Source organism: Parabacteroides sp. PFB2-10 (assembly GCF_029893085.1).
GTDB lineage: Bacteria > Bacteroidota > Bacteroidia > Bacteroidales > Tannerellaceae > QVMG01.
Genome location: NZ_JARXWI010000001.1, coordinates 99084 through 122262 on the forward strand (window position 1 = coordinate 99084; position 23179 = coordinate 122262).

26 protein-coding genes are annotated in these 23179 nt (G+C 46.3%); 7 read left to right on the forward strand and 19 right to left on the reverse strand.

The genetic code is table 11. The features are described 5' to 3' along the window. Positions 1-15: 15 nt before the first annotated feature. From rpsH to rpsL, 19 genes are all read right to left on the reverse strand, one after another. A complete protein-coding gene (gene rpsH / locus M2137_RS00460; RefSeq protein WP_280764505.1) occupies positions 16-411 on the reverse strand; it encodes a 30S ribosomal protein S8 in 396 nt (131 codons plus the stop codon). An 89-nt stretch (positions 412-500) separates the two neighbouring features. Then, a complete protein-coding gene (gene rpsN, locus M2137_RS00465; RefSeq protein ID WP_280764506.1) occupies positions 501-770 on the reverse strand; it encodes a 30S ribosomal protein S14 in 270 nt (89 codons plus the stop codon). Between the two features lie 6 nt (positions 771-776). Then, positions 777-1334, reverse strand: coding sequence for a 50S ribosomal protein L5 (gene rplE, locus M2137_RS00470; protein WP_280750296.1), 558 nt, complete (start codon positions 1332-1334; stop codon positions 777-779). Continuing rightward, a complete protein-coding gene (gene rplX, locus M2137_RS00475; RefSeq protein ID WP_280750295.1) occupies positions 1334-1654 on the reverse strand; it encodes a 50S ribosomal protein L24 in 321 nt (106 codons plus the stop codon). The genes rplE and rplX overlap by 1 nt, the downstream gene beginning before the upstream one ends. 18 nt (positions 1655-1672) lie before the next feature. After that, complete coding sequence (rplN, locus tag M2137_RS00480; RefSeq protein WP_280764507.1) at positions 1673-2038, reverse strand: 50S ribosomal protein L14; 366 nt, start codon at positions 2036-2038, stop codon at positions 1673-1675. Between the two features lie 2 nt (positions 2039-2040). Next, positions 2041-2298: a 30S ribosomal protein S17 gene (rpsQ, locus tag M2137_RS00485; protein WP_280750293.1), complete on the reverse strand. Its 258-nt coding sequence runs from the start codon at positions 2296-2298 to the stop codon at positions 2041-2043. 5 nt (positions 2299-2303) lie between these two features. After that, on the reverse strand, positions 2304-2504 hold the full coding sequence (gene rpmC / locus M2137_RS00490; protein WP_280750292.1) for a 50S ribosomal protein L29: 201 nt from the start codon (positions 2502-2504) through the stop codon (positions 2304-2306). 5 nt (positions 2505-2509) lie between these two features. Then, positions 2510-2944: a 50S ribosomal protein L16 gene (gene rplP, locus M2137_RS00495; protein ID WP_280764508.1), complete on the reverse strand. Its 435-nt coding sequence runs from the start codon at positions 2942-2944 to the stop codon at positions 2510-2512. A 19-nt stretch (positions 2945-2963) separates the two neighbouring features. Continuing rightward, the gene (gene rpsC / locus M2137_RS00500) at positions 2964-3704 is read right to left on the reverse strand and encodes a 30S ribosomal protein S3 (protein WP_280750290.1); all 741 of its coding nucleotides are present in this window, start codon (positions 3702-3704) and stop codon (positions 2964-2966) included. A 6-nt stretch (positions 3705-3710) separates the two neighbouring features. Continuing rightward, the gene (gene rplV, locus M2137_RS00505; RefSeq protein ID WP_280750289.1) at positions 3711-4121 is read right to left on the reverse strand and encodes a 50S ribosomal protein L22; all 411 of its coding nucleotides are present in this window, start codon (positions 4119-4121) and stop codon (positions 3711-3713) included. 39 nt (positions 4122-4160) lie between these two features. Continuing rightward, the gene (rpsS, locus tag M2137_RS00510; protein WP_280764509.1) at positions 4161-4430 is read right to left on the reverse strand and encodes a 30S ribosomal protein S19; all 270 of its coding nucleotides are present in this window, start codon (positions 4428-4430) and stop codon (positions 4161-4163) included. A 20-nt stretch (positions 4431-4450) separates the two neighbouring features. Beyond that, positions 4451-5275 (reverse strand): 50S ribosomal protein L2, encoded by an 825-nt coding sequence (rplB, locus tag M2137_RS00515; RefSeq protein WP_280764510.1) that lies wholly within the window; start codon positions 5273-5275, stop codon positions 4451-4453. A gap of 8 nt (positions 5276-5283) precedes the next feature. Beyond that, positions 5284-5577, reverse strand: coding sequence for a 50S ribosomal protein L23 (rplW, locus tag M2137_RS00520; protein WP_280750286.1), 294 nt, complete (start codon positions 5575-5577; stop codon positions 5284-5286). Between the two features lie 13 nt (positions 5578-5590). Beyond that, complete coding sequence (gene rplD / locus M2137_RS00525) at positions 5591-6220, reverse strand: 50S ribosomal protein L4 (RefSeq protein WP_280764511.1); 630 nt, start codon at positions 6218-6220, stop codon at positions 5591-5593. Further along, positions 6220-6837, reverse strand: a complete 618-nt coding sequence (gene rplC, locus M2137_RS00530) for a 50S ribosomal protein L3 (RefSeq protein WP_280764512.1) — start codon at positions 6835-6837, stop codon at positions 6220-6222. Before rplC ends, rplD begins: the two co-directional genes overlap by 1 nt. A gap of 21 nt (positions 6838-6858) precedes the next feature. Next, positions 6859-7164, reverse strand: a complete 306-nt coding sequence (gene rpsJ, locus M2137_RS00535) for a 30S ribosomal protein S10 (RefSeq protein ID WP_005634728.1) — start codon at positions 7162-7164, stop codon at positions 6859-6861. A gap of 74 nt (positions 7165-7238) precedes the next feature. After that, positions 7239-9368, reverse strand: coding sequence for an elongation factor G (fusA, locus tag M2137_RS00540; RefSeq protein ID WP_280764513.1), 2130 nt, complete (start codon positions 9366-9368; stop codon positions 7239-7241). A 32-nt stretch (positions 9369-9400) separates the two neighbouring features. Then, a complete protein-coding gene (gene rpsG / locus M2137_RS00545) occupies positions 9401-9877 on the reverse strand; it encodes a 30S ribosomal protein S7 (protein WP_280750282.1) in 477 nt (158 codons plus the stop codon). A gap of 143 nt (positions 9878-10020) precedes the next feature. Next, positions 10021-10404 (reverse strand): 30S ribosomal protein S12, encoded by a 384-nt coding sequence (rpsL, locus tag M2137_RS00550; RefSeq protein WP_280764514.1) that lies wholly within the window; start codon positions 10402-10404, stop codon positions 10021-10023. A gap of 488 nt (positions 10405-10892) precedes the next feature. On the opposite strand from rpsL, the gene M2137_RS00555 reads away from it, so the two are divergent. The 7 genes from M2137_RS00555 to M2137_RS00585 all read left to right on the forward strand — a co-directional run bounded on the left by M2137_RS00555 (position 10893) and on the right by M2137_RS00585 (position 23079). After that, entirely contained in the window at positions 10893-12197 is a 1305-nt protein-coding gene (locus M2137_RS00555; protein ID WP_280764515.1) for a BNR repeat-containing protein, read from the forward strand. A 156-nt stretch (positions 12198-12353) separates the two neighbouring features. Continuing rightward, positions 12354-13895, forward strand: a complete 1542-nt coding sequence (locus M2137_RS00560; RefSeq protein WP_280764516.1) for an alpha-L-arabinofuranosidase C-terminal domain-containing protein — start codon at positions 12354-12356, stop codon at positions 13893-13895. A gap of 26 nt (positions 13896-13921) precedes the next feature. Then, positions 13922-16528, forward strand: coding sequence for an alpha-L-arabinofuranosidase C-terminal domain-containing protein (locus M2137_RS00565; protein ID WP_280764517.1), 2607 nt, complete (start codon positions 13922-13924; stop codon positions 16526-16528). A gap of 6 nt (positions 16529-16534) precedes the next feature. Further along, positions 16535-18460: a family 43 glycosylhydrolase gene (locus tag M2137_RS00570; RefSeq protein WP_280764518.1), complete on the forward strand. Its 1926-nt coding sequence runs from the start codon at positions 16535-16537 to the stop codon at positions 18458-18460. A 137-nt stretch (positions 18461-18597) separates the two neighbouring features. Continuing rightward, positions 18598-20928, forward strand: a complete 2331-nt coding sequence (locus M2137_RS00575) for a beta-galactosidase (protein WP_280764519.1) — start codon at positions 18598-18600, stop codon at positions 20926-20928. A 374-nt stretch (positions 20929-21302) separates the two neighbouring features. Next, positions 21303-21863 carry a sigma-70 family RNA polymerase sigma factor gene (locus tag M2137_RS00580; protein WP_280764520.1) on the forward strand — a complete coding sequence of 187 codons (561 nt, stop codon included), beginning with the start codon at positions 21303-21305 and terminating at the stop codon, positions 21861-21863. Next, positions 21841-23079: a porin family protein gene (locus tag M2137_RS00585; protein ID WP_280764521.1), complete on the forward strand. Its 1239-nt coding sequence runs from the start codon at positions 21841-21843 to the stop codon at positions 23077-23079. The genes M2137_RS00580 and M2137_RS00585 overlap by 23 nt, the downstream gene beginning before the upstream one ends. Positions 23080-23179: the final 100 nt, after the last annotated feature.

Sequence of the window (23179 nt, forward strand, 5' to 3'; positions counted from 1 at the left end):
TCTTCTTCCTCCTCATTAATAAACGTAACACAATACTTCACCGCCAATCTTCAATTCGCGGGCTTCTTTGTCGGTCATCACACCTTTGGAAGTAGAAACAACAGCAATACCCAAGCCGTTCAATACGCGCGGCATGTCTTTATAACCTGTATACTTACGCAAACCGGGCTTAGAAACTCGTTCCAGTTTCTTAATAGCACTTACTTTGTTTACCAAGTCATACTTCAAGGCAATCTTGATTGTGCCTTGAGGACCGTCCTCTACAAACTTGAAATTCAAGATGTAGCCCTTGTCGAAGAGGATCTTGGTGATCTCTTTCTTTACATTTGACGCAGGGATCTCCACCACTCGGTGGTTCGCTTTGATTGCGTTACGCAACCGCGTCAAATAATCTGCAATAGGATCTGTCATGTTTATTTAAAATTAAATTGATCCCGTCTCCCGGGACAATATTTAACAAATGATTGATTTCTTCATCAACCGTTACTTTATACGTTGGATTACCAGCTTGCCTTCTTTACACCCGGGATCAAACCGTTAGAAGCCATTTCACGGAATTGTATACGTGAAATACCAAACTGGCGGATATAACCTTTCGGACGACCGGTCAGTTTGCAACGATTGTGCATACGAACCGGAGAAGCATTCTTAGGTAAAGCCTGCAAAGCTTCATAATTGCCTTCTGCTTTCAACTGAGCTCTTTTCTCTGCATATTTGGCAACCATTTTTGCTCTTTTCACCTCGCGGGCTTTCATTGATTCTTTAGCCATACTTCTTTAGTCTTTTTTAATATTCTTAAAAGGCAAACCAAATTCTCTCAAAAGTGCATACCCTTCTTCATCTGTTTTTGCAGAGGTCACAAAGGTAATATTCATTCCCAATATTTTAGTAATATTATCTATATTAATTTCCGGGAAGATAATCTGTTCCTGAACACCGAGGGTATAGTTTCCACGTCCATCCAGTTTGCTTTCGATTCCTTTAAAGTCACGGATACGAGGCAAAGCAACGCGTACGAGTCTTTCCAGGAATTCATACATTTGCTCACGACGCAATGTTACCATCACACCGATAGGCATCTTCTTACGCAATTTGAAGTTTGAGATATCTTTCTTTGAAACTGTTGCAACAGCTTTCTGACCTGTGATAGCACTCAATTCAGTGATCGCGATATCAATGATCTTTTTGTCGGCAGTTGCCATACCCAGACCTTGATTAACCACGATTTTCTTCAACACAGGAACCTGCATAACAGACTTATATCCAAACTCTTTCGTCAAAGCAGGAACAATTCTGTCCTGATATTCTTTCTTAAGACTGGCCGTATTGCTCATTACTTAATTTCCTCCCCTGATTTTTTAGCATAACGTACTAACTTACCCTTACTGTCCAATTTACGACCTACGCGTGATGGTTTTCCTGATTTAGGATCGATCACGTTCAGGTTAGAAATATGAACGGGAGCTTCTTTCTTCTCTACGCCTCCTTGCGGATTTTTTGCGTTCGGCTTGGTATGCTTTGATACCATATTAACACCTTCGACAATAGCGCGGCTATCTTTTACAAATACTTGTAAAACGCGGCCGGTCTTTCCTTTGTCTTCTCCGGTATTAACAAATACTATATCGCCTTTTTTGATATGTAATTTACTCATTACTCTACGATTTACTAATTAAAGCACTTCAGGTGCAAGTGAAACAATTTTCATGTTCGTAGCACGAAGTTCACGCGCAACCGGACCAAAGATACGGCTACCGCGGATATCGCCAGACGCATTCAGCAGTACACAGGCGTTATCATCGAAACGGATATAAGAACCATCCTGACGACGGATCTCTTTCTTTGTGCGAACGATAATGGCTCTTGAAACCGCACCTTTTTTAACATCACTCGATGGGATCGTACTCTTAACCGCTACAACGATCACATCACCTACGGTGGCATATCTCTTACGGGTACCACCCAATACACGGATACACAAAGCTTCTTTGGCTCCGCTGTTGTCAGCAACAACTAATCTGGATTCTTGTTGTATCATTTTTACTTAGCCCTTTCGATTATTTCTACTAATCTCCATCTCTTGGTCTTGCTCAATGGGCGGGTTTCCATAATTTTTACGGTATCGCCAATATTGCATTCGTTCTTTTCATCATGAGCGTGATATTTCTTCGTCTTATTCACGAACTTACCATAAATGGGATGTTTTTCTTTCCATTTGATAGCCACCGTGATGCTTTTATCCATCTTGTTGCTGGTAACTACGCCCATTCTTTCTTTTCTTAAATTTCTAGTTTCCATCAGGCTCATTTTTTGTTGTTAAGTTCTCTCTGACGCAACTCAGTCTTGAGGCGTGCAATCGTCCTGCGTTGTTGTTTAATCTGTGCAGGGTTATCCATAGGAGAAATGCTATGGTTGATCACTTTCAGATCGTAGGCAGCGGTTTCCGCGTCAACTCTCTCCAGTAATTCTTTTGTACTTAATTCTCTAATTTCTGCAATCTTCATAACACTTACGCATTTTGATTATTCATATCATAATCACGTCTCACAACAAATTTAGTTGTCACAGGAAGCTTTTGAGCCGCTAAGCGCAATGCTTCTTTGGCAACATCATACGGAACACCTTCTATTTCGAAAAGGATACGTCCCGGAGTAACAGGCGCAACGAATCCTTCCGGATTACCTTTCCCTTTACCCATACGTACCTCAGCAGGCTTCTTTGTGATCGGTTTATCCGGGAAGATACGCACCCATACTTGTCCCTGACGTTGCATATAACGTGTCACGGCAATACGGGCAGCTTCAATCTGACGACCGGTAATCCATTTATTCTCTAACGATTTTATACCAAATGACCCGAATGCGATCTGGCTGCCACGCTGAGCTTCGCCCTTCATGCGGCCCTTTTGCATTCTTCTGAATCTGGTTTTCTTAGGTTGTAACATCTTTCTTAAATTCTAATGTTTAACGATTCGCTCTCTTCTTCTTGAAGTTTCTGTCTCCTCTGTCGCGACCACCACCGGTGTTTTCTCTGCGTCCGGATTCTTTCTGCTGCGTAAAGTTCGGGGCAAGATCTCTCTTTCCATACACTTCACCACGGCAGATCCACACCTTCACACCCAACAGGCCTACTTTTGTCAATGCTTCAGCCAGGGCATAGTCAATATCTGCTCTGAATGTGTGCAACGGAGTACGTCCTTCTTTATACATTTCCGAACGAGCCATTTCAGCTCCATTCAGACGCCCAGAGATTTGAATTTTAATACCTTCCGCTCCCATTCTCATGGTAGAGGCAATCGCCATCTTGATGGCGCGACGGTATGCAATTTTACCTTCCAGTTGACGAGCAATATTATTTGCTACAATCACCGCATCGAGTTCAGGACGTTTCACCTCAAAGATGTTAATCTGAACCTCTTTGTCGGTGATCTTCTTCAACTCTTCTTTCAACTTATCAACTTCCTGTCCACCTTTTCCGATGATAATACCCGGACGAGAGGTGCAAACAGTGATGGTAATCAACTTCAGCGTACGTTCAATAATGATACGAGATACACTTGCTTTGGCCAGACGAGCATTCAGATATTTACGGATCTTACTGTCTTCCAACAAAGTGTCTCCGTAATTCTTGCCACCGTACCAATTGGAATCCCAACCACGGATGATTCCTAAACGATTACTAATTGGATTTACTTTTTGTCCCATCTACAATTAATTTTGACTATCGTTGCTACTTAGTGTATCTACAAACAATGTTACGTGATTCGAACGTTTACGAATACGGTAACCTCTTCCTTGCGGAGCCGGACGCATTCTCTTCAGAGTGGTAGCGCAATCTACGCTGATCTCTGAGATATACAATTCACCGGCTTCTGCTTTACGTTCGTTCTTCTGTTCCCAGTTGGAAATAGCCGAACGGAGCAATTTTTCTACTCTTGCTGCAGCTTCCTTATTAGAAAACTTTAAAACTCCCAGCGCACGGAATACTTCCATGCCACGTACCATATCTACGACCAAACGCATCTTGCGCGGAGAAGTAGGTACATTCCGCAACTTCGCGAAATATTGAGTTTTGCGGGCTTCTTTTCTTGCTTCAGCTGATATTCTTTTTCTAGCACCCATTTTATTGATTCTTTTTATTATCAGATTCCTGAGTTCCTGTTATCTTTTCTTGTTACCGGCATGGCCACGGAACGTACGTGTCGGAGAAAATTCACCCAACTTGTGTCCCACCATATTTTCGGTGACAAAAACAGGAATAAATTTATTACCATTGTGAACTGCAACTGTATGCCCTACAAAGTCTGGCGAAATCATTGAAGCTCTTGCCCATGTCTTAATAACGCTCTTCTTGCCTGACTCATTCATCGCCAGGATTTTCTTTTCAAGCTTAACATTAATATACGGGCCTTTTTTTAGTGAACGACTCATAGTTTACTTAATTAATCAGATTATTTCTTTCTTCTTTCAATGATATACTTGGAAGAATGCTTCTTAGGAGCTCTTGTTTTCAAGCCCTTAGCATATAAGCCTTTGCGTGAACGAGGATGTCCCCCTGATGCACGTCCTTCACCACCACCCATGGGGTGATCTACCGGGTTCATAACAACCCCACGAACGCGAGGACGACGACCCAGCCAGCGAGTACGACCGGCTTTACCTGATTTTTCAAGACCATGGTCTGAGTTTCCAACACTACCAATGGTAGCTTTACAAGCAGCAAGAATCTTTCTTGTTTCACCAGAAGGCATTCTGATAATCGCATACGCGCCTTCTTTAGAAGTCAGCTGAGCAAATGCACCGGCCGAACGTACCATTTTGGCACCCTGTCCCGGACGAAGCTCAATGTTGTGAATAATAGTACCGACAGGTATGTTTGCCATCGGCAAACAGTTACCTACCTCAGGAGCAGCATCGCTACCTGAAATCACTGTCTGGCCTACTTCCAGTCCGTTCGGAGCAACGATATAGCTCTTCGCTCCGTCGGCATAATACAACAGGGCAATGCGTGAAGTACGATTTGGGTCATACTCGATGCTTTTTACAGTTGCTGGAATGCCATCTTTATTTCTCTTGAAGTCGATAAAACGATACCGTTTTTTGTGGCCACCACCGATATAACGCATTGTCATTTTACCAGTGTTGTTACGACCACCTGAACGGTCTTTACCTGTTACAAGAGACTTCTCTGGTGTACTTGCAGTGATCTTATCAAATGCACCAATAACTTTGTGTCTCTGCCCCGGTGTTGTGGGCTTTAATTTACGTATTCCCATTTCTTTTTTTAGATATTACTAAAGAAATCAATTGTTTCTCCTTCTTTCAAGGTAATAATAGCCTTCTTGAATGATGCGGACTTGCCGGTGATCACACCTGATTTGGTGTAACGGCTTTTACGCTTTCCGTCGTAGTTCATGGTGTTCACGTCTACCACAGTCACGTTGTACATATCTTCAATAGCTTTCTTAATCTCTAACTTATTGGCATCCGGAGAAACTCGAAATCCGTAGCGAGTAGGACATTTCTCTGTAATCGCTGTTTGTTTCTCTGTTACGATAGGTTTAATAATTATTCCCATTTCTCTTTACTCCTTATGCTTTAAAAAGTTCGTCAATCACAGCCAGTGAGCTTTCTGTGAATACTACATTGTTTGCATTCAGGATGCTGTAGGTATTCAGGTCGCTGGCAGTCATCACGTTTGTTCTCTCCAGGTTACGGGCCGACAAACGGATGGTTGTGTTAGTTTCCGGCAGAACCATCAGCAGTTTTTTGCCTGCTACGTTCAACCCTTTTGTGATAGCTACAAATTCTTTTGTCTTGGGTGCTTCCATGGTGAAGTCTTCCACAATAACAATTGAATTTTCACGGGCTTTATAAGAAAGAGCTGATTTACGAGCCAGTCTCTTTACCTTCTTGTTCAATTTGAAACTGTAATCCCGTGGTTTCGGACCAAATACACGGCCACCACCCACCAATACCGGTGATTTGATGTCGCCGCGACGAGCGCCGCCTCCACCTTTCTGGCGGATCAATTTGCGTGTACTACCTGCGATTTCGCTACGTTCTTTCGATTTGTGCGTACCCTGACGTTTGTTAGCCAGATACTGTTTCACATCTAAATAAATAGCATGGTCATTCGGTTCAATGCCAAAAACCGCATCGTTCAATGTAACCTTTCTTCCGGTATCTTCACCTTTAATATTCAATATACTCAGTTCCATTACTTTTCAATTAATAAGATTGAACCTTTTGCTCCCGGAACAGAACCTTTTACCAATAAAAGATTATGTTCTGGAATCACCTTAATCACTTCGAGGTTCTGAACAGTTACCCGTTCGTTACCCATTTGTCCGGCCATACGTGTTCCTTTGAATACTTTCGCCGGATAAGAACAGGCACCGATAGCACCGGGAGCACGCAAACGATTGTGCTGACCGTGGGTAGTTTGTCCTACCCCGCCGAAACCATGACGCTTAACAACGCCCTGGAATCCTTTACCTTTTGATGTTCCTACCACATCAACGAAACCTGCATCTTCCAGATAATCTACGGTGATCACATCACCCAGATTATACGCAGTTTCAAAATTCTTGAACTCGGCCAAGTGTCTCTTGGGGGTTACGCCCGCTTTCTTGAAGTGACCCATCTCAGGCTGTGTGGTGTGTTTCTCTTTTTTGTCTTCGAAACCCAACTGAACAGCTGTATAGCCATCTTTCTCAAGCGTTTTGATCTGCGTAACAACACAAGGACCTACTTCGATAACAGTGCATGGAAGATTTTTTCCCTCGGCACTGAAAACGGATGTCATTCCGATTTTTTTTCCTAACAATCCTGGCATTTCACTTAATTTTTAATTATCTCACACTTTAATTTCAACCTCAACACCGCTGGGCAATTCCAGCTTCATCAATGCATCAACAGTTTTCGCTGTTGAGCTGTAAATATCAATCAATCTCTTATAAGAAGAGAGTTCGAACTGCTCGCGTGATTTTTTGTTCACGAAAGTAGAACGGTTGACAGTAAAGATACGTTTGTGTGTAGGCAGAGGTATCGGACCGCTTACCACCGCACCGGTAGCTTTTACCGTCTTTACGATCTTCTCAGCCGACTTGTCAACCAAGGAGTAATCGTAAGATTTTAATTTAATTCTAATTTTTTGGCTCATTTCTTAATTCTCAATTATCAATTATCAATTATCAATTGGGGAAAGAGCCATTTCCTCCCCCAATTGCTTTTGTTTTATTTTATCAGATCTACGCGTCCCTGAACTTCCGTCAGTACCTGTTTAGCGATAGCCGAAGATACCGGTGAATAGTGAGAGAAATGCATAGACGAGGTAGCGCGTCCAGAAGTGATCGTACGCAGAGCAGTTACATACCCGAAGGTTTCTGCCAAAGGTACTTTCGCCTTTACGATACGGGCACCGGTACGGCTTGATTCCATACCTTCTACCTGACCACGACGTTTGTTCAAGTCACCAATCACATCCCCCATGCTCTCTTCCGGAGTAACCACTTCAATTTTCATGATCGGTTCCAACAGGATCGGAGCGGCCTTAGCCGATGCTTCTTTGAATGCCTGGATAGCAGCGATCTCGAAAGACAACTGGTCGGAGTCGACCGCGTGGAACGAACCATCGATCAATGTCACCTTCAATTGATCCAGCGGATAACCTGCTAATACACCATTCTTCATCGCCTTTTCGAAACCTTTCTGTACAGAAGGGATAAATTCTTTCGGAATATTACCACCCTTCACCTGGTCGATGAATTGCAGTGTACCTTCAAAGTCTTCGTCAGCCGGTTCAACGCGTACGATGATATCAGCAAACTTACCACGACCCCCGGATTGTTTCTTATATACCTCGCGCAACTCAACAGCTTGTGAGATGGCTTCTTTATAAGTAACCTGCGGACGTCCCTGGTTACATTCTACCTTGAATTCACGACGCAGACGGTCGATAATGATATCCAGGTGAAGCTCACCCATACCACTGATCACGGTCTGACCCGTATCTTCGTTGGTCTGTACGCGGAACGTAGGATCCTCTTCGGCCAGTTTACCAAGACCCATACCCAGACGATCCAAGTCTTTCTGTGTCTTAGGCTCTACGGCGATACCGATAACCGGTTCCGGGAACTCCATAGACTCCAGCGTGATCGGGTGATTTTCATCACACAATGTGTCACCTGTACGGATATCTTTGAAACCTACTCCTGCGCCGATGTCACCACAACCAATCATTTCCATTGGGTTCTGCTTGTTGGAGTGCATCTGGAACAGACGAGAGATACGTTCTTTTTTGCCTGTACGGCTGTTGTAGATATAAGAACCTGCATCCAGCTTACCGGCATATACACGGAAGAAACACAAACGGCCTACATAGGGGTCGGTTGCAATCTTAAATGCCAAAGCGGTCAATGGTTCTTCGTAGATCGGCTTGCGCGTGATCACCTTTTCAGAATCGTTCGGATCCGTACCTTCGATCACATCCACGTCTGCCGGGCTCGGCAGGTAAGCACAAACAGCGTCCAACAGCGGCTGAACACCTTTGTTCTTAAAGGATGAACCACAAATCATCGGATTGATCTGCATAGCCAATGTTCCTTTACGGATCGCTACGCGGATCTCATCTTCTGTGATAGTAGAAGGATCATCGAAATATTTTTCCATCAACGTGTCGTCGCATTCAGCCAGTACTTCCAGCATCTTGTCACGCCATTCGTCAGCTTCTCCAACCAGGTCAGCCGGGATCTCTTCAACAGAGTATTCAGCTCCCATGGTTTCGTCATGCCAGAAAAGCGCTTTCATCGTCACCAGGTCGATACAGCCACGGAACTTTTCTTCCGCGCCGATAGGGATCTGGATCGGACAAGGATTCGCACCTAAAACATCTTTCACCTGACGCACTACCTCGAAGTAGTTGGCGCCTGAACGGTCCATTTTATTTACATAGCCGATTCTGGGTACCATGTATTTGTCAGCCTGACGCCATACGGTTTCCGATTGGGGTTCTACACCACCAACGGCACAAAACGTAGCAACAGCACCATCCAACACACGCAATGAACGCTCTACCTCAACGGTAAAGTCAACGTGTCCCGGAGTATCAATCAGGTTGATCTTAAATTTATCGTCTTCGTAGTTCCAGAAAGTAGTGGTGGCCGCAGAAGTGATCGTGATCCCACGTTCCTGCTCCTGTGCCATCCAGTCCATGGTAGCTGTCCCGTCGTGCGTTTCACCGATCTTATGAGTCAAACCGGTATAGAAAAGAATACGCTCTGAAGTCGTTGTCTTTCCCGCATCAATGTGGGCCATAATCCCCAAGTTTCTGGTATACTTTAATTGTTCGTCAGCTTTGCTTGCCATTTTTTACTATTTTCCTATTAATTGCCTATAAATTAAAATCTGAAATGTGCGAAAGCACGGTTAGCTTCCGCCATACGGTGCATATCTTCTTTACGTTTGAACGCACCACCCTGGTTGTTGAATGCATCGACAATCTCTGCAGCCAATTTATCAGCCATGGTCTTTCCTCCACGCTTACGAGCGTACAGGATCATATTTTTCATTGAAACGGACTCTTTACGATCAGGACGGATCTCTGTAGGAACCTGGAAAGTGGCACCACCTACACGGCGTGACTTTACTTCGACTTGAGGAGTGATATTGTCGAGAGCGGCTTTCCAAATCTCAAGGGGAGATTTTTCTTCATTAGGCAATTTAGCCTTCACAGTTTCCAAAGCGGAATAAAAGATGGTGAAAGAAATACTTTTCTTTCCATCATACATCAAATGGTTGACGAATCTCGTCACCTTTACATCACCGAAGACCGGATCCGGGAGGATCTGTCTTTTCTTTGGTTTTGTTTTTCTCATTTTTTTCTCAAAAATTTTGTTCTTGTCTTTGGTTGTTCAGTCTTCAACAAGTTCCTCCGAACCGTTTACTCAACCTCATATATCCAAATACTCAAACTGCTTTAATTACTAAATTTCTAAATCTCAGTTTGAAGGGGGATGAATTACTTCTTAGCAGCTTTCGGACGTTTAGCACCGTATTTGGAACGACGTTGCGTACGACCGTTAACTCCTGCTGTATCCAACGTACCACGAACGATGTGATAACGTACCCCCGGAAGGTCTTTTACACGACCACCACGCACCAATACGATGGAGTGTTCCTGCAAGTTGTGTCCTTCACCCGGAATGTAAGCATTCACCTCCTTGGTGTTTGTCAAACGTACCCTGGCTACTTTACGCATCGCAGAGTTCGGCTTTTTCGGAGTTGTCGTGTAAACACGTACGCAAACACCACGTCTCTGAGGACATGCATCCAGCGCAGGCGATTTACCCTTTTCTACCAAAGATTCCCTTCCTTTTCTAACTAATTGTTGAATTGTAGGCATTTCTTTCTTCTTTTAAACTTTAAATATTTGATCTCTAAATAAATTCTTTCCTGTTTTTCAGGGCTGCAAAGATACACATTATTCCCGTATAACCAATGAGTTATGCCTAATAAATGCGATATTTTTAGCGCTAAAACGGGGCAAAGGTAGTTATTTTCAGCATTATATATAAGATAGAGGTTATCTTTGTTTAATATTATTAGCATTATTTAACACAGCCGACCTACACATCAATCGTGAACAAATGTTAATTCATCCGATTTCGACCAAACCCCAAACTTACGATTTGTAATTTTCGCAGGAGTTTGCGCGCAAAAAGGCGGGAGTATTTTTGCAAACTCCCGGGAGAAACACTTTTTAACGTATGGATTTGTAAGTAAAACGGCCTTTTTGCTTACAATCGCCATTTTAACATTTTATCCATTGGAGTATCCGATTCTGTTTTATTTTTCGGATTTTTGCAGCATCAATTCAAATTCAACGGCATCATGAATATAAAAGAGATGATCCTATCCGCGTTCCTTTGTTTGGTTCCCGCCTGCCTGGAGGCACAAAACATGATTCCGGTGGCGGAAGGCTGGGCAAACAACTCTGTCAACACGGCGGTTTTCCGCAAAAATTCCCTCGCCTCTTTTCAGGATACCCAGTTTATTGCCTTCTACAATCAGGAGGGATATATGGTATTAGGCAAACGCCAACTGGGCGAAAAAGAGTGGAAACTGCAACAGTCGCCCTATAAAGGAAATGTTAGTGACGCGCATAATGTGATATCGATCATGGTCGACGGTGATGGTTTCTTGCATGTTTCCTGGGATCATCATGGCAACGAATTGCGCTATGCCAAAGGAGTTGCCCCCTACTCGATCGCCCTGGGAGAAAAACAACCGATGACCGGCGAGACCGAAGAGAACGTCACCTATCCGGAGTTTTTCCGTATGCCCGACGGTGGGTTATTCTTTATGTACCGCGACGGTAGCTCGGGACGCGGTAACCTGGTGATGAACCGCTACTCGACGGAAACAAAAAAATGGACGCGCGTGCAAAATAACCTTATCGATGGGGAGAACAAACGAAACGCCTACTGGCAGGCCTGCGTCGATCCGAAAGGGGTGATACATGTTTCCTGGGTATGGCGTGAGTCCTGGCTGGTAGAGACCAACCACGACCTTTGTTATGCCAAATCGACCGACGGAGGGAAAACATGGCTTACCTCGCAAAACGAACCCTATACCCTTCCTATCCGGCAAGAGAATGCGGAAGTTGTCTGTCCTATTCCGCAGGAGAGCGAATTGATCAACCAGACCTCGATGACCACCGATGAAAACGGATATCCCTATATCGCCACCTACTGGCGTGAGCAAAACAGTGCTGTTCCGCAATACCATGTCGTGTATCAATATGAAGGGAAATGGCAGGCATTAAACCTCGGATTTCGCACTACGCCTTTCACTCTCAAGGGAGGAGGCACCAAAAAGATACCTATCTCGCGTCCCCAATTGATCGTAGGCAAAGGGGAGCGGGCGTCGCTCTACCTGATCTTCCGCGACGAGGAGCGCGCCTCGAAGGTGTCGCTCGCCACCTGTCGGCAGATCGAAAAGAACGAGTGGCAACTGACTGATCTTTCTGCCTTCTCCGTTGATTCATGGGAACCCAGTTTTGATACCACCCTGTGGCAGGAAGAGGGGAAATGCCATCTGTTTGTTCAAAACAGCATGCAGATAGATGGAGAAGGAAAAGCAAATATAGACCCACAAATGATTTATGTATTCGAACTGGATTCGCTTGTAAAATAGCACTTTGGAAGCCACTCTTCCTCCACCGAAAACCTGATTTGACATAATCGTCCACCCTATTTGATTGATTTGTCTCCCAAAAATGATTGTGTTTTTTACACTTATCACAAAATAAATATATATTTTAGCCACCGAAAAACAAATTGTATAAGTATCATGAAAAAGAAATTGGTTAGCCTGGCAACTTTCCTTTTAGTTGCATTAGGTGTTACAGCACAACAAAAGGATGTACAAATCAGAATTTACCCGGAAAAGGGTGAGCGCGTTATCAGCAAACACATTTACGGACAATTTGCCGAGCATTTGGGCAATTGTATCTACGGTGGATTATGGGTCGGAGAAGATTCTCCCATTCCCAACACAAATGGATATCGCAATGATGTATTGCAGGCATTAAAGGAACTGAATATTCCAAATCTGCGCTGGCCGGGAGGATGCTTTGCCGATGAATACCACTGGATGGACGGTATCGGTCCGCGTGAGAACCGCCCTAAGATGGTGAACAACAACTGGGGTGGCGTTGTAGAAGATAATAGTTTTGGTACACATGAATTCCTGAACCTGTGTGAATTGCTCGAATGTGAGCCTTACATCAGCGGCAACGTAGGTAGCGGCAGCGTGGAAGAGTTGGCTAAGTGGGTGGAATATATGACCTCCGACGGCGACAGCCCGATGGCAAACCTGCGCCGCCAGAACGGACGCGACAAAGCCTGGAAAGTAAAATACATCGGTATCGGCAATGAAAGCTGGGGATGTGGTGGCGATATGCTTCCCGAATACTATGCCGACCTCTACAGACGTTATGCGGTGTATTGCCGCAATTTCGATGGTAACCGCCTGTTTAAGATCGGTAGTGGTGCCAGCGATTACGATTATAACTGGACAGATGTATTGATGAATAAAGTGGGCACCAAAATGCACGGTCTTTCTTTACATTATTATACCGTGACCGGCTGGAGCGGAAGCAAAGGCTCGGCAACGAAGTTTACACCGGATGATTATTACTGGATCATCGGTAAGAGCCTCGAGATCGAAGAGGTGATCCTGAAACACATGGAGATCATGGATAAATATGATAAAGAGAAACGGGTAGGTCTGATGGTCGACGAATGGGGTACCTGGTTTGATGTAGAACCCGGCACTAACCCCGGATTCCTTTTCCAACAGAGTACGATGCGCGACGCCTTTGTGGCTGCTTTGACATTCGGCGTATTCCATAAATATACCGACCGCATCCAGATGGCCAACATTGCGCAAATCGTCAACGTATTGCAATCGATGATCCTGACGAAAGATGACAAAATGGTGTTGACCCCCTCCTATCATGTATTCGACATGTATAAAGTACACCAGGAAGCTACCTACCTGCCATTGGATATCATCACATCTACGAAAGAAATTCGGGGCAGAGAGGTGAAAGTGGTCGATGCTACCGCCTCCCAGAAGAACGGAGTAACCAATATCTCGCTGACCAATATCGATCTGGACAAGAGCTATGATGTAACCATCGATGTGTCGGGCATGAATCTGAAAAACGTAAATGCACGTATTCTTACTTCTGCTAAGGTAAACGATCACAACACGTTTGAAAAACCTGATCTGATCAAACCGCAAGCCTTCACAGGCGCGAAGATCAAGGACGGCAAACTGGTGATGAAGGTGCCGGCTATGTCGATCATTCAGTTAGAGGTAAAATAAGGTAACCACTTGTAAGATATAACGACATGAGATTCAAAAAAACTTTTTCCAGACTATTACTTGTTATTGGAATCATTAGTTACACCTCCACGCAATTTACGATCCGTGCCAACGAACCGGACTCGGCTTATATCTTTGCCTACACAAGCGAAGCGATGAAAGGTGGCGGCGGATTGTTTTTTGCCTGGAGCATCGATCAGGCATCCTGGCATCAGATAGGACCGGAACATAGTTTTGTCAAAAGCGATTACAGTGCCTGGGGTTCGGAAAAACGGATGTATGCGCCTGTATTGTTCCAAGCACCGGATGGTTCCTGGCAGTGTGTATGGGAGCTGAACGACCGGGATGCTGCCTTCGCGCATGCCTCCTCACCGGATTTGGTTTACTGGGGACCTCAGTCCTACCCGATTATTATGCCCGAAGGGAATTGCCTGAAACCCGATATCACCTACGATGCAGGCTTAAAGGAATATGTTGTAACCTGGGAGAGCAACAAACCGGGGAAGAGCGGTGTCTACCGTAGCACGACAAAGGACTTCAAGGCATACAGCCCGATTCAGAAAATCAATTCACGCCAAAGTAATAAGATCGAATTGCTTATTGATGGCGCGAAGGAGACAGGTACACTCCACCGGGTGGCCTGGTCGGTGATCGATAAGTTGCAGAAGGCACAACAACTGGCAGCATACGCCGGTATACTCCGAAACGAACGCGTAGCGATGGATCCGGCGGTGATGCGCACGCCGGTAACAGCTACGATCTCGCTCCAACCGGAAAAGAAGAAGCCGATCAGTGACCTGTTGATGGGTATCTTTTTTGAAGATATCAACTATGCGGCCGATGGCGGCTTGTATGCCGAACTGATTCAAAACCGTGATTTCGAATACCAGCCGGAAGAGAATAGAAGAGATCCGGAATGGGACAGTAAAAAGGCCTGGTCGGTGAAAGCAGGAGAGATCGATTTCAATATTGAGACCTCTTCGCCAATCCATGAGAACAACAGCCATTACGCGGCATTGACTATCAAACAAGCCGGAGCGGCGTTGGTAAACGAAGGATTCGACGGGATAGCCCTGAAGGCAGGAGATAAATATGACTTCTCGCTGTTCGTCCGTAGCCAGGAAGCCAAAAGAGGGAAATTGCTTATTCGCCTGACCGGCAAAAACGGCGAAGTCTACGCTGAAGCCTCGACCTCTACTGTCCCGAAGGAATGGAAAAAGCTGCAGGTGGTGATCACAGCCAAACAAACCACCAGCGATGCTCGCCTGGAAGTCATTCCACAACAAACAGGACGCGTTGACCTGGATATGATCTCTCTCTTCCCGCAAAAGACATTCAAGGGAAGAAAGAACGGACTTCGTGCAGACCTGGCACAGGTGATCGCGGATATGAAACCACGTTTTGTGCGTTTCCCCGGAGGATGTGTGGCGCATGGTAACGGCATAGAGAACATCTATCGTTGGGAAAATACGATCGGTAACCTGGAAGAGCGCAAGCCACAGTCGAACCTATGGGGCTATCACCAGAGCGCCGGATTGGGTTACTTCGAGTATTTTCAGTTCTGTGAAGACTTAGGAGCCGAACCGCTACCGGTGGTTGCCGCTGGTGTGCCCTGCCAGAACTCCGCTAAGCATAATCACCCGATCGGCGGGCAACAGGGAGGTATCCCTATGTGCGAAATGGATGAGTATGTACAGAGCATCCTGAACCTGATTGAATATGCTAACGGCGATGCTAAATCGGAATGGGGACGCAAACGCGCGGCTGCCGGACATCCGAAACCGTTCAATCTGAAATACCTCGGTGTCGGCAATGAAGACCTGATTACCGATGTGTTCGAAGAGCGATTCAGGATGATCAACGATGCCATCAAAGCGAAATACCCGGAGATCATTGTGATCGGTACAGTTGGTCCCTTCTTTGAAGGAACCGACTACGTGGAAGGATGGGAGCTGGCTTCCAAGATAGACCTGCCCATGGTCGACGAGCATTACTACCAGTCACCGGGATGGTTTATCAACAACCAGGATTACTACGACCGCTATGACCGCAGTAAACCACAGGTGTACCTGGGTGAATACGCCGCGCATGTGCCCAGCCGTTATAATAACCTGGAGGCAGCTCTTTGCGAAGCCCTGCACCTGATCAACGTGGAACGCAACGCCGACATTGTGGCGATGACCTCCTACGCTCCGCTGTTGGGGAAAGAGGGACATACGCAGTGGAATCCGGATCTGATCTATTTCACCAATACGGAGATTAAACCGACGGTAGGCTATTTCGTGCAGAAACTGTTTGGCGAACATAGCGGGAATGAGTACCTGACAAGCCAGGTAAAGATGTCTAACAACCGCCCGGATATCCGTAAGCGTGTGGCTACCTCTTTCGTGATCGACCAGGCAACCAACGATCTGATTATTAAGATAGCCAATCTCCTGCCGGTGAGCGTAGCTTCTACGATCGACCTGTCGAATATGGAACCGGCCGAAAACCAGGCAGCCGTATATGTGCTTCAGGGAGATCCGGAAGACCGGGATGCCAGACCGACCGCATCAAGCCTCGAAGTTTCTTCACAGCTCAAGTATGAACTGCCGGCTTATTCATTTTCTGTCATACGTCTGAAAATAAAATAAGAAAAGATGAAGAAAAATAAATGGACAATCTTTGTATTCCTCCTGTTGTTCGGCACTGCGCTGAGCTACGGGCAGGAATACAAAACCGGTCCGGAGGAAAAGGATTTTGCCGGTTATCTGTTTGCCTATTTCTTAGGCAATAAAGTGGAACAGGAAGCGGTTTGCTACGCCATCAGCCGGGATGGTTACAACTACCTCGCGCTCAATAATAACCAGCCTATCCTGGACTCCAAGCAGATCAGCTCTACCGGAGGTGTTCGCGACCCGCATATCCTGCGCGCGGCAGATGGCAAGACATTCTATATGGTGGTGACCGATATGACCTCTTCCAAGGGGTGGGACTCCAACCGGGCGATGGTATTATTGAAGTCCAACGACCTGATCAACTGGACATCGAGTGTGATCAACATCCAGCAGAAGTATCCGAACCAGGAAAACCTCAAACGTGTCTGGGCGCCACAAACCATTTTCGACCCGCATGCCGGGAAATATATGGTTTACTGGTCTATGAAACATGGAGATGGTCCGGATATCATCTATTATGCATACACCAATGAAGACTTTACTGATCTGGAGGGCGAGCCGAAGGTATTCTTCACGCCCAAGAACGGGAAATCCTGTATTGATGGTGATGTGGTCTATAAAAACGGACTTTATTATATGTTCTACAAAACGGAAGGACATGGTAATGGGCTTCGTCTGGCGATCACCGACGAATTGGGCGTCGACAAATGGATCGAGCAGCCAGGGTATAAGCAACAGACACGCGATGCGGTGGAAGGATCGAGCCTGTTCAAATTGATCAACTCCGACACCTACATCCTGATGTATGATGTCTATACGAAAGGCAAGTATCAGTTCTGCGAAAGCAAAGACCTGGATGTGTTCCGGGTGATCGATCAGGAGATCTCTATGAATTTCCACCCGCGTCATGGCTCTATCATCCCGGTAACCCGCCGCGAATTGAAAGCCCTCACCGACCGTTGGGGGGTGCCCGAAGGCTTTGAGATGCCGACAGATGTGAATCCGATCATCGAGGGCTATTATGCCGATCCGGAAGTGATGTATTCCAAGAAAACCGGGAAATACTATATTTATCCGACCAGTGACGGCTTTGAGGGCTGGGGTGGCTATTACTTCAAAACATTCTCTTCGCCCGACCTGAAAGAGTGGACAGAGGAGGCCGTTATCCTGAATCATCGCACCGATGTATCCTGGGCTGACGGAAATGCCTGGGCACCTTGTATCATCGAGAAGGAAGAGGGTAAGAACAAATACAAATATTATTACTACTTCAGCGGAGGCAAACCGGGAGAACCGAAAAAGATCGGTGTCGCTGTGGCCGACGATCCGGCAGGTCCTTTTGTGGATTCCGGCAAGCCGTTGATTGATTTCAAACCGGAAGGCATCAACCGAGGACAGGAGATCGACCCGGATGTATTCTTTGACCCGGTAGGGAAAAAGTATTATCTCTATTGGGGTAATGGCTATCTGGGCGCTGCCCAGCTCAACAAAGATATGGTTTCGATTAATAAGAAAACCATGAAAGTTATGACTCCGGATAAAACATTCCGGGAAGCCGTTTATGTTTTCTATCGGAACGGATTGTATTATTTCTTATGGTCGGAAGACGATACGGGCAGCCCGAACTATAAAGTTCGCTACGCGACAGCCAAATCGCCCCTGGGACCATTGACTATTCCCGAGAACAATGTCGTGATTACGCTGGATCCCTCCAGGGGAATCTATGGCACGGGGCACAACTCCATCTTGCAGGTGCCGGGAACCGACGAGTGGTATATTGTCTATCATCGCATCTCGCGCCCAAACGGCATTAAAATGCCTTATCCGGGAATCTACCGCGAAGTATGTATGGACAAAATGGAATTCAACGAAGACGGCAGTATCAAACAGGTGACTCCTTCGTTATGATATAAGATATGCGTGAGGCTCTCCTCACGCATATTTTTATTCGTTTGATTCAGAATTCGCCCTTTTTGAACCATTTCACACACAACTATTACTTTTTTTATTAGGATTTTTGCCAACAGTTTAATGACGCACACAAAATGAAAAGAAACATTTTATTATTCTTCTGTCTTTTATTGATCATGACCGGATGCTCCCCCAAGATCGGGACATTCGAGATCGGGGAAAACACCTTCCTGTTGAACGGTGAGCCTTACGTTATAAAAGCGGCGGAGATTCATTACCCCCGTATACCGAAAGAATACTGGGAACATCGCATACAAATGTCGAAAGCGCTCGGCATGAATACCGTTTGCCTCTATATTTTCTGGAATTATCACGAACCGGAAGAGGGACAATATGACTTCACCGGACAAAAAGATATCGCGGCCTTCTGTCGTCTGGCGCAGAAACACGGGCTCAACGTGATCGTACGTCCCGGTCCATACGTATGTGCCGAATGGGAAATGGGCGGACTCCCCTGGTGGTTGCTCAAGAAAAAGGATATCAAACTGCGCGAGTCGGATCCCTATTATATGGAGCGTACCCGCCTGTTTATGCATGAGGTGGGTAAGCAATTAGCCGACCAGCAGATCACGCGCGGCGGAAACATCATCATGGTGCAGGTGGAAAACGAATATGGAGCTTTCGGTGTCGATAAGCCTTATATCGCTGAAATACGCGATATCGTGAAAGAGAGCGGTTTTACAGACGTTCCTCTGTTCCAATGCGACTGGAACTCCAACTTCGAAAACAACGCCCTGGATGATCTTGTCTGGACTATCAACTTCGGCACAGGCGCCAACATCGACCAACAATTCGAACGGCTGAAAGAATTGCGCCCTACTACTCCGCTTATGTGTAGCGAGTTCTGGTCGGGATGGTTCGACCACTGGGGAGCGCAACACGAAACCCGTAGCGCCGAAGCCTTGGTGAACGGCATGAAAGAGATGCTCGACAAAAACATCTCGTTCAGCCTTTATATGACACATGGCGGCACCAGTTTCGGACATTGGGCCGGAGCCAACTTCCCGAATTTCTCTCCTACCTGCACCTCGTACGACTACGACGCGCCGATCAACGAATCGGGAAACGTGACGCCTAAATTCTACGAAGTACGCCAACTGCTCGAACGATACCTGCCGAAAGGAGAAAAGCTAAGTAAAATACCCGATTCCATTCCGACCATAGCGATTCCGGAGTTCGAACTCACGGAGGTAGCACCTTTATTTGATAATTTGCCCGAGGCGAAGCTGAGCGAAAAGATTCAATCGATGGAATGCTTCGATCAGGGGTGGGGAAGTATTCTCTATCGCACCACCCTGAAGGCCTGCGACAAGCCCCAGTCATTGATTATCACCGAGGCACACGACTGGACACAGGTGTTCCTCGACGGAGAAAAGATTGCCACTCTCAGCCGCATGAAAGGCGAAGGCATGGTGAATCTGCCGGCGGTCAAAGAGGGAGCGGTGTTAGATATTCTGGTGGAACCGATGGGGCGTATGAATTTCGGGAAAGGTATCTACGACTGGAAAGGCATTACCGAGAAGGTAGAACTGGTCAATGGCAAGGAAACAACCGAACTAACCAACTGGCTGGTCTATAATTTCCCGGTAGATCTCTCTTTTGTGCAAGGGAAAAACTACCAATCCGGCGGCATCGCAAAAGATATGCCGGCATATTACAAAGGCACCTTCACCCTGGATAAGGTGGGCGATACCTTTATCGATATGCGCAACTGGAGCAAAGGCATGGTGTGGATCAACGGCTACGCTATCGGACGCTACTGGGAGATTGGTCCGCAACAAACACTCTATATGCCGGGTTGCTGGCTGAAAAAAGGAGAAAACGAAATCATCATTTTCGACCTGGCATCCCCCACGAAAGCAACCGTTGCCGGACTGCGCCAGCCGATCCTCGATATGTTGCGCGGCAATGGCGCCTATACCCATCGTAAGCTGGGTGAAAACCTGGATCTGTCGGGCGAAAAAGTAGCCTATAAAGGAAGCTTCCGCCCAGGTCACGGATGGCAACATGTGACATTCGGCAAAGCGGAGAAGATACGTTACTTTGCTATAGAGGCGCTCAACGCGCACGGAGGCGACAATTATGCCGCTATGGCCGAACTGGAACTCCTTGGAGAAGATGGTAAGCCGGTGTCCCGTCAGCACTGGAAGGTGTATTATGCCGACAGCGAAGAGACCAATGAGGCAAATAATATTGCCACCAATGTGTTCGACCTGCAGGAATCCACCTTCTGGCATACCGATTATTCCAATACAAAGGCTCCCTATCCACACCAGTTGGTGATTGATCTGGGTGAAGAGAAAACCATCACCGGTTTCTCTTATCTGCCGCGTGCCGAAGCCAATGCGACGGGAATGATCAAAGATTATCGCATATATATGAAGATGAAACCTTTTCTGAAATAAACAATTACTCTAAAATCAGTCCGAAAACGAATCGGGCCTCCGTTTCTTTAACCCGCACAGGATATATACCTCGTGCGGGTTTTTTTTGCCATCTTGCCTAAAAAACGGATGAAAATGCGAAAATCAAAGTGTAAGCAACGGAGGCTATTTTCTAAGCAAATGGCATCTTTTTGCTTACACTTCGGTTTGTTAAAAAATGTTTCTCCCGGGAGTTTGTCTCCAAAGTCCCGGGTTTTCGGGGAAAAAGTCCTGCCGAAATATCAAAATGATATTTTGGGTTTTCGCTTTTCAGGGATATCTTCATTAAAAAAAATATCTTTGATGCAACTATTTTTCTTCTATTTTCATCAAAGAGATAGTGAGCATAAGTACTTATGAAAGAACAGCAGTTGATTGACGGATGCAGGCAAGGTGAATCATGGGCTCGTAAAGAATTATACGAGATCTATGCTCCTCTCATGATGAGCGTTTGTATGCGTTACGTCAACAACCGTGAAACGGCTCGCGACCTGCTTCAGGACGGATTTATAAAAGTGTTTACCAAATTCGGAGAGTATGCAGGGAAAGGGGCGTTAGGTGCCTGGATGCGCCGGGTGTTCGTGACGACGGCCCTGGAGTATCTTCGAACAACGGACGCGTTGAAGCTCAGTGTGAATATCGATGATGCCGCTATTCAATCCATGCAAATGGATGAATCGGCCTTAGACCGCCTGTCAACCGAGGAATTGATGCGATGCGTTGCTCAATTGCCGGATGGCTACCGAACCGTATTCAATATGTATGCCATTGAAGGGTTTTCGCATAAAGAGATCGCTCAGATACTCGGTGTAAGCGAGATCACCTCGCGTACGCAGTTTATCCGGGCAAGGAATGCCTTACAAAAAAGTGTACTTTCTTTAATTGATAAAGATCATGTCAGACAAAGTAGAACATAACGATTTGCCAGACCCGTTCAGCAGTTATCTGAAAGGAAGGCTGGAAGATCACCGGATGCCGGTCGAACCGGATCTCTGGGAGAGCTTGGAATCGCGCCTGAACGAAAGGAAAAAAGGGCGAACCGGCTGGATCATCGGTCTGTTGGCTGCTGCTTTGCTGACGGGTATGCTCTGGATATTCTTTCCGCAGACGGAGAGCGAAGAGCCGGTTCCTGCATTAGCCGAACAGCCGAAAACGGATTCATCGACTTCGGAGGTGACAACGACGGAGGTGATCGAAGAACCGATAACTGTTTCCGCTGAAAAGGAAAAGGTTTCTCCCCGGTCGACCGGCCGTTTACTGGCTGCTGTTGCGGAAAAAGAAGAGCCAACTGCGCCTCATACCATTTCGGACGAAGAGCCGATAGCGGTTGAACCTAATGAAAAAGAGGAACCTGCCCCCAAGAAAGAAGAAGCCGACAAAAGGAGAACGCCTACGCCCGAACGGGAACCGGCGGAACGCCGATTTACCTCTCGCCGGGAAACCGTGCGGAAAAAGAGGGAAGGCAACTGGCTGGTGGCCGCAGCGGTGGGCACCGGGCAGAGTGGATCGCTTGGTTTTTTCTCTACCGAGCAAACTTTGCCCCAAGAAGATTTCAGCAGTGGAGGAAGTATTCCCATTCCCAATCATCCGGCATTTAATACTTCTAGCGGCCTGAATTCTGAAGATTTCACCGACATTGATTATGCCCTACCGCTCTCTTTCGGCCTGGTTGCCCGCATCCCTATCAACCGGACATGGGCCATCGAGTCAGGACTGGTCTACACCTACCTTTCAACCAAAATGTCGGGGCATCGAAGCCGGACCTTGGAAGGACAGGTGGAACTTCATTACCTGGGTATTCCGGTCAATCTGGTAGCGAATGTATGGAACCAGGGGCGATGGAATGCCTATCTGTCGGGCGGGGTGATGATTGAGAAGGGACTTAATTCTATCTATACTGAGCGACGATTCTATGGCAACCGGATCGAAAACGTCACCGGGCGGACACGAATCGGCGGCGTGCAATGGTCGCTTAACGGAGCTGTTGGTCTCTCTTATCGCTTCTATAACAACTGGAGCCTATATGGCGAACCGAAAGTCTATTATTATTTTGATAACAACCAACCGATCAGCAGTCGCACAGAGAAGCCATTTGGTTTCGGGATCGGAGCTGGTGTGCGGTATCAGTTTTGAATTTTTAGATATGGGGTTGGTGAATTGGAGGAAATATTGGAAGATTTGCAGAAAGCACTATCTCGGCTCCCCTTCTTAGAAAAGAAGGGGGGGACCATCG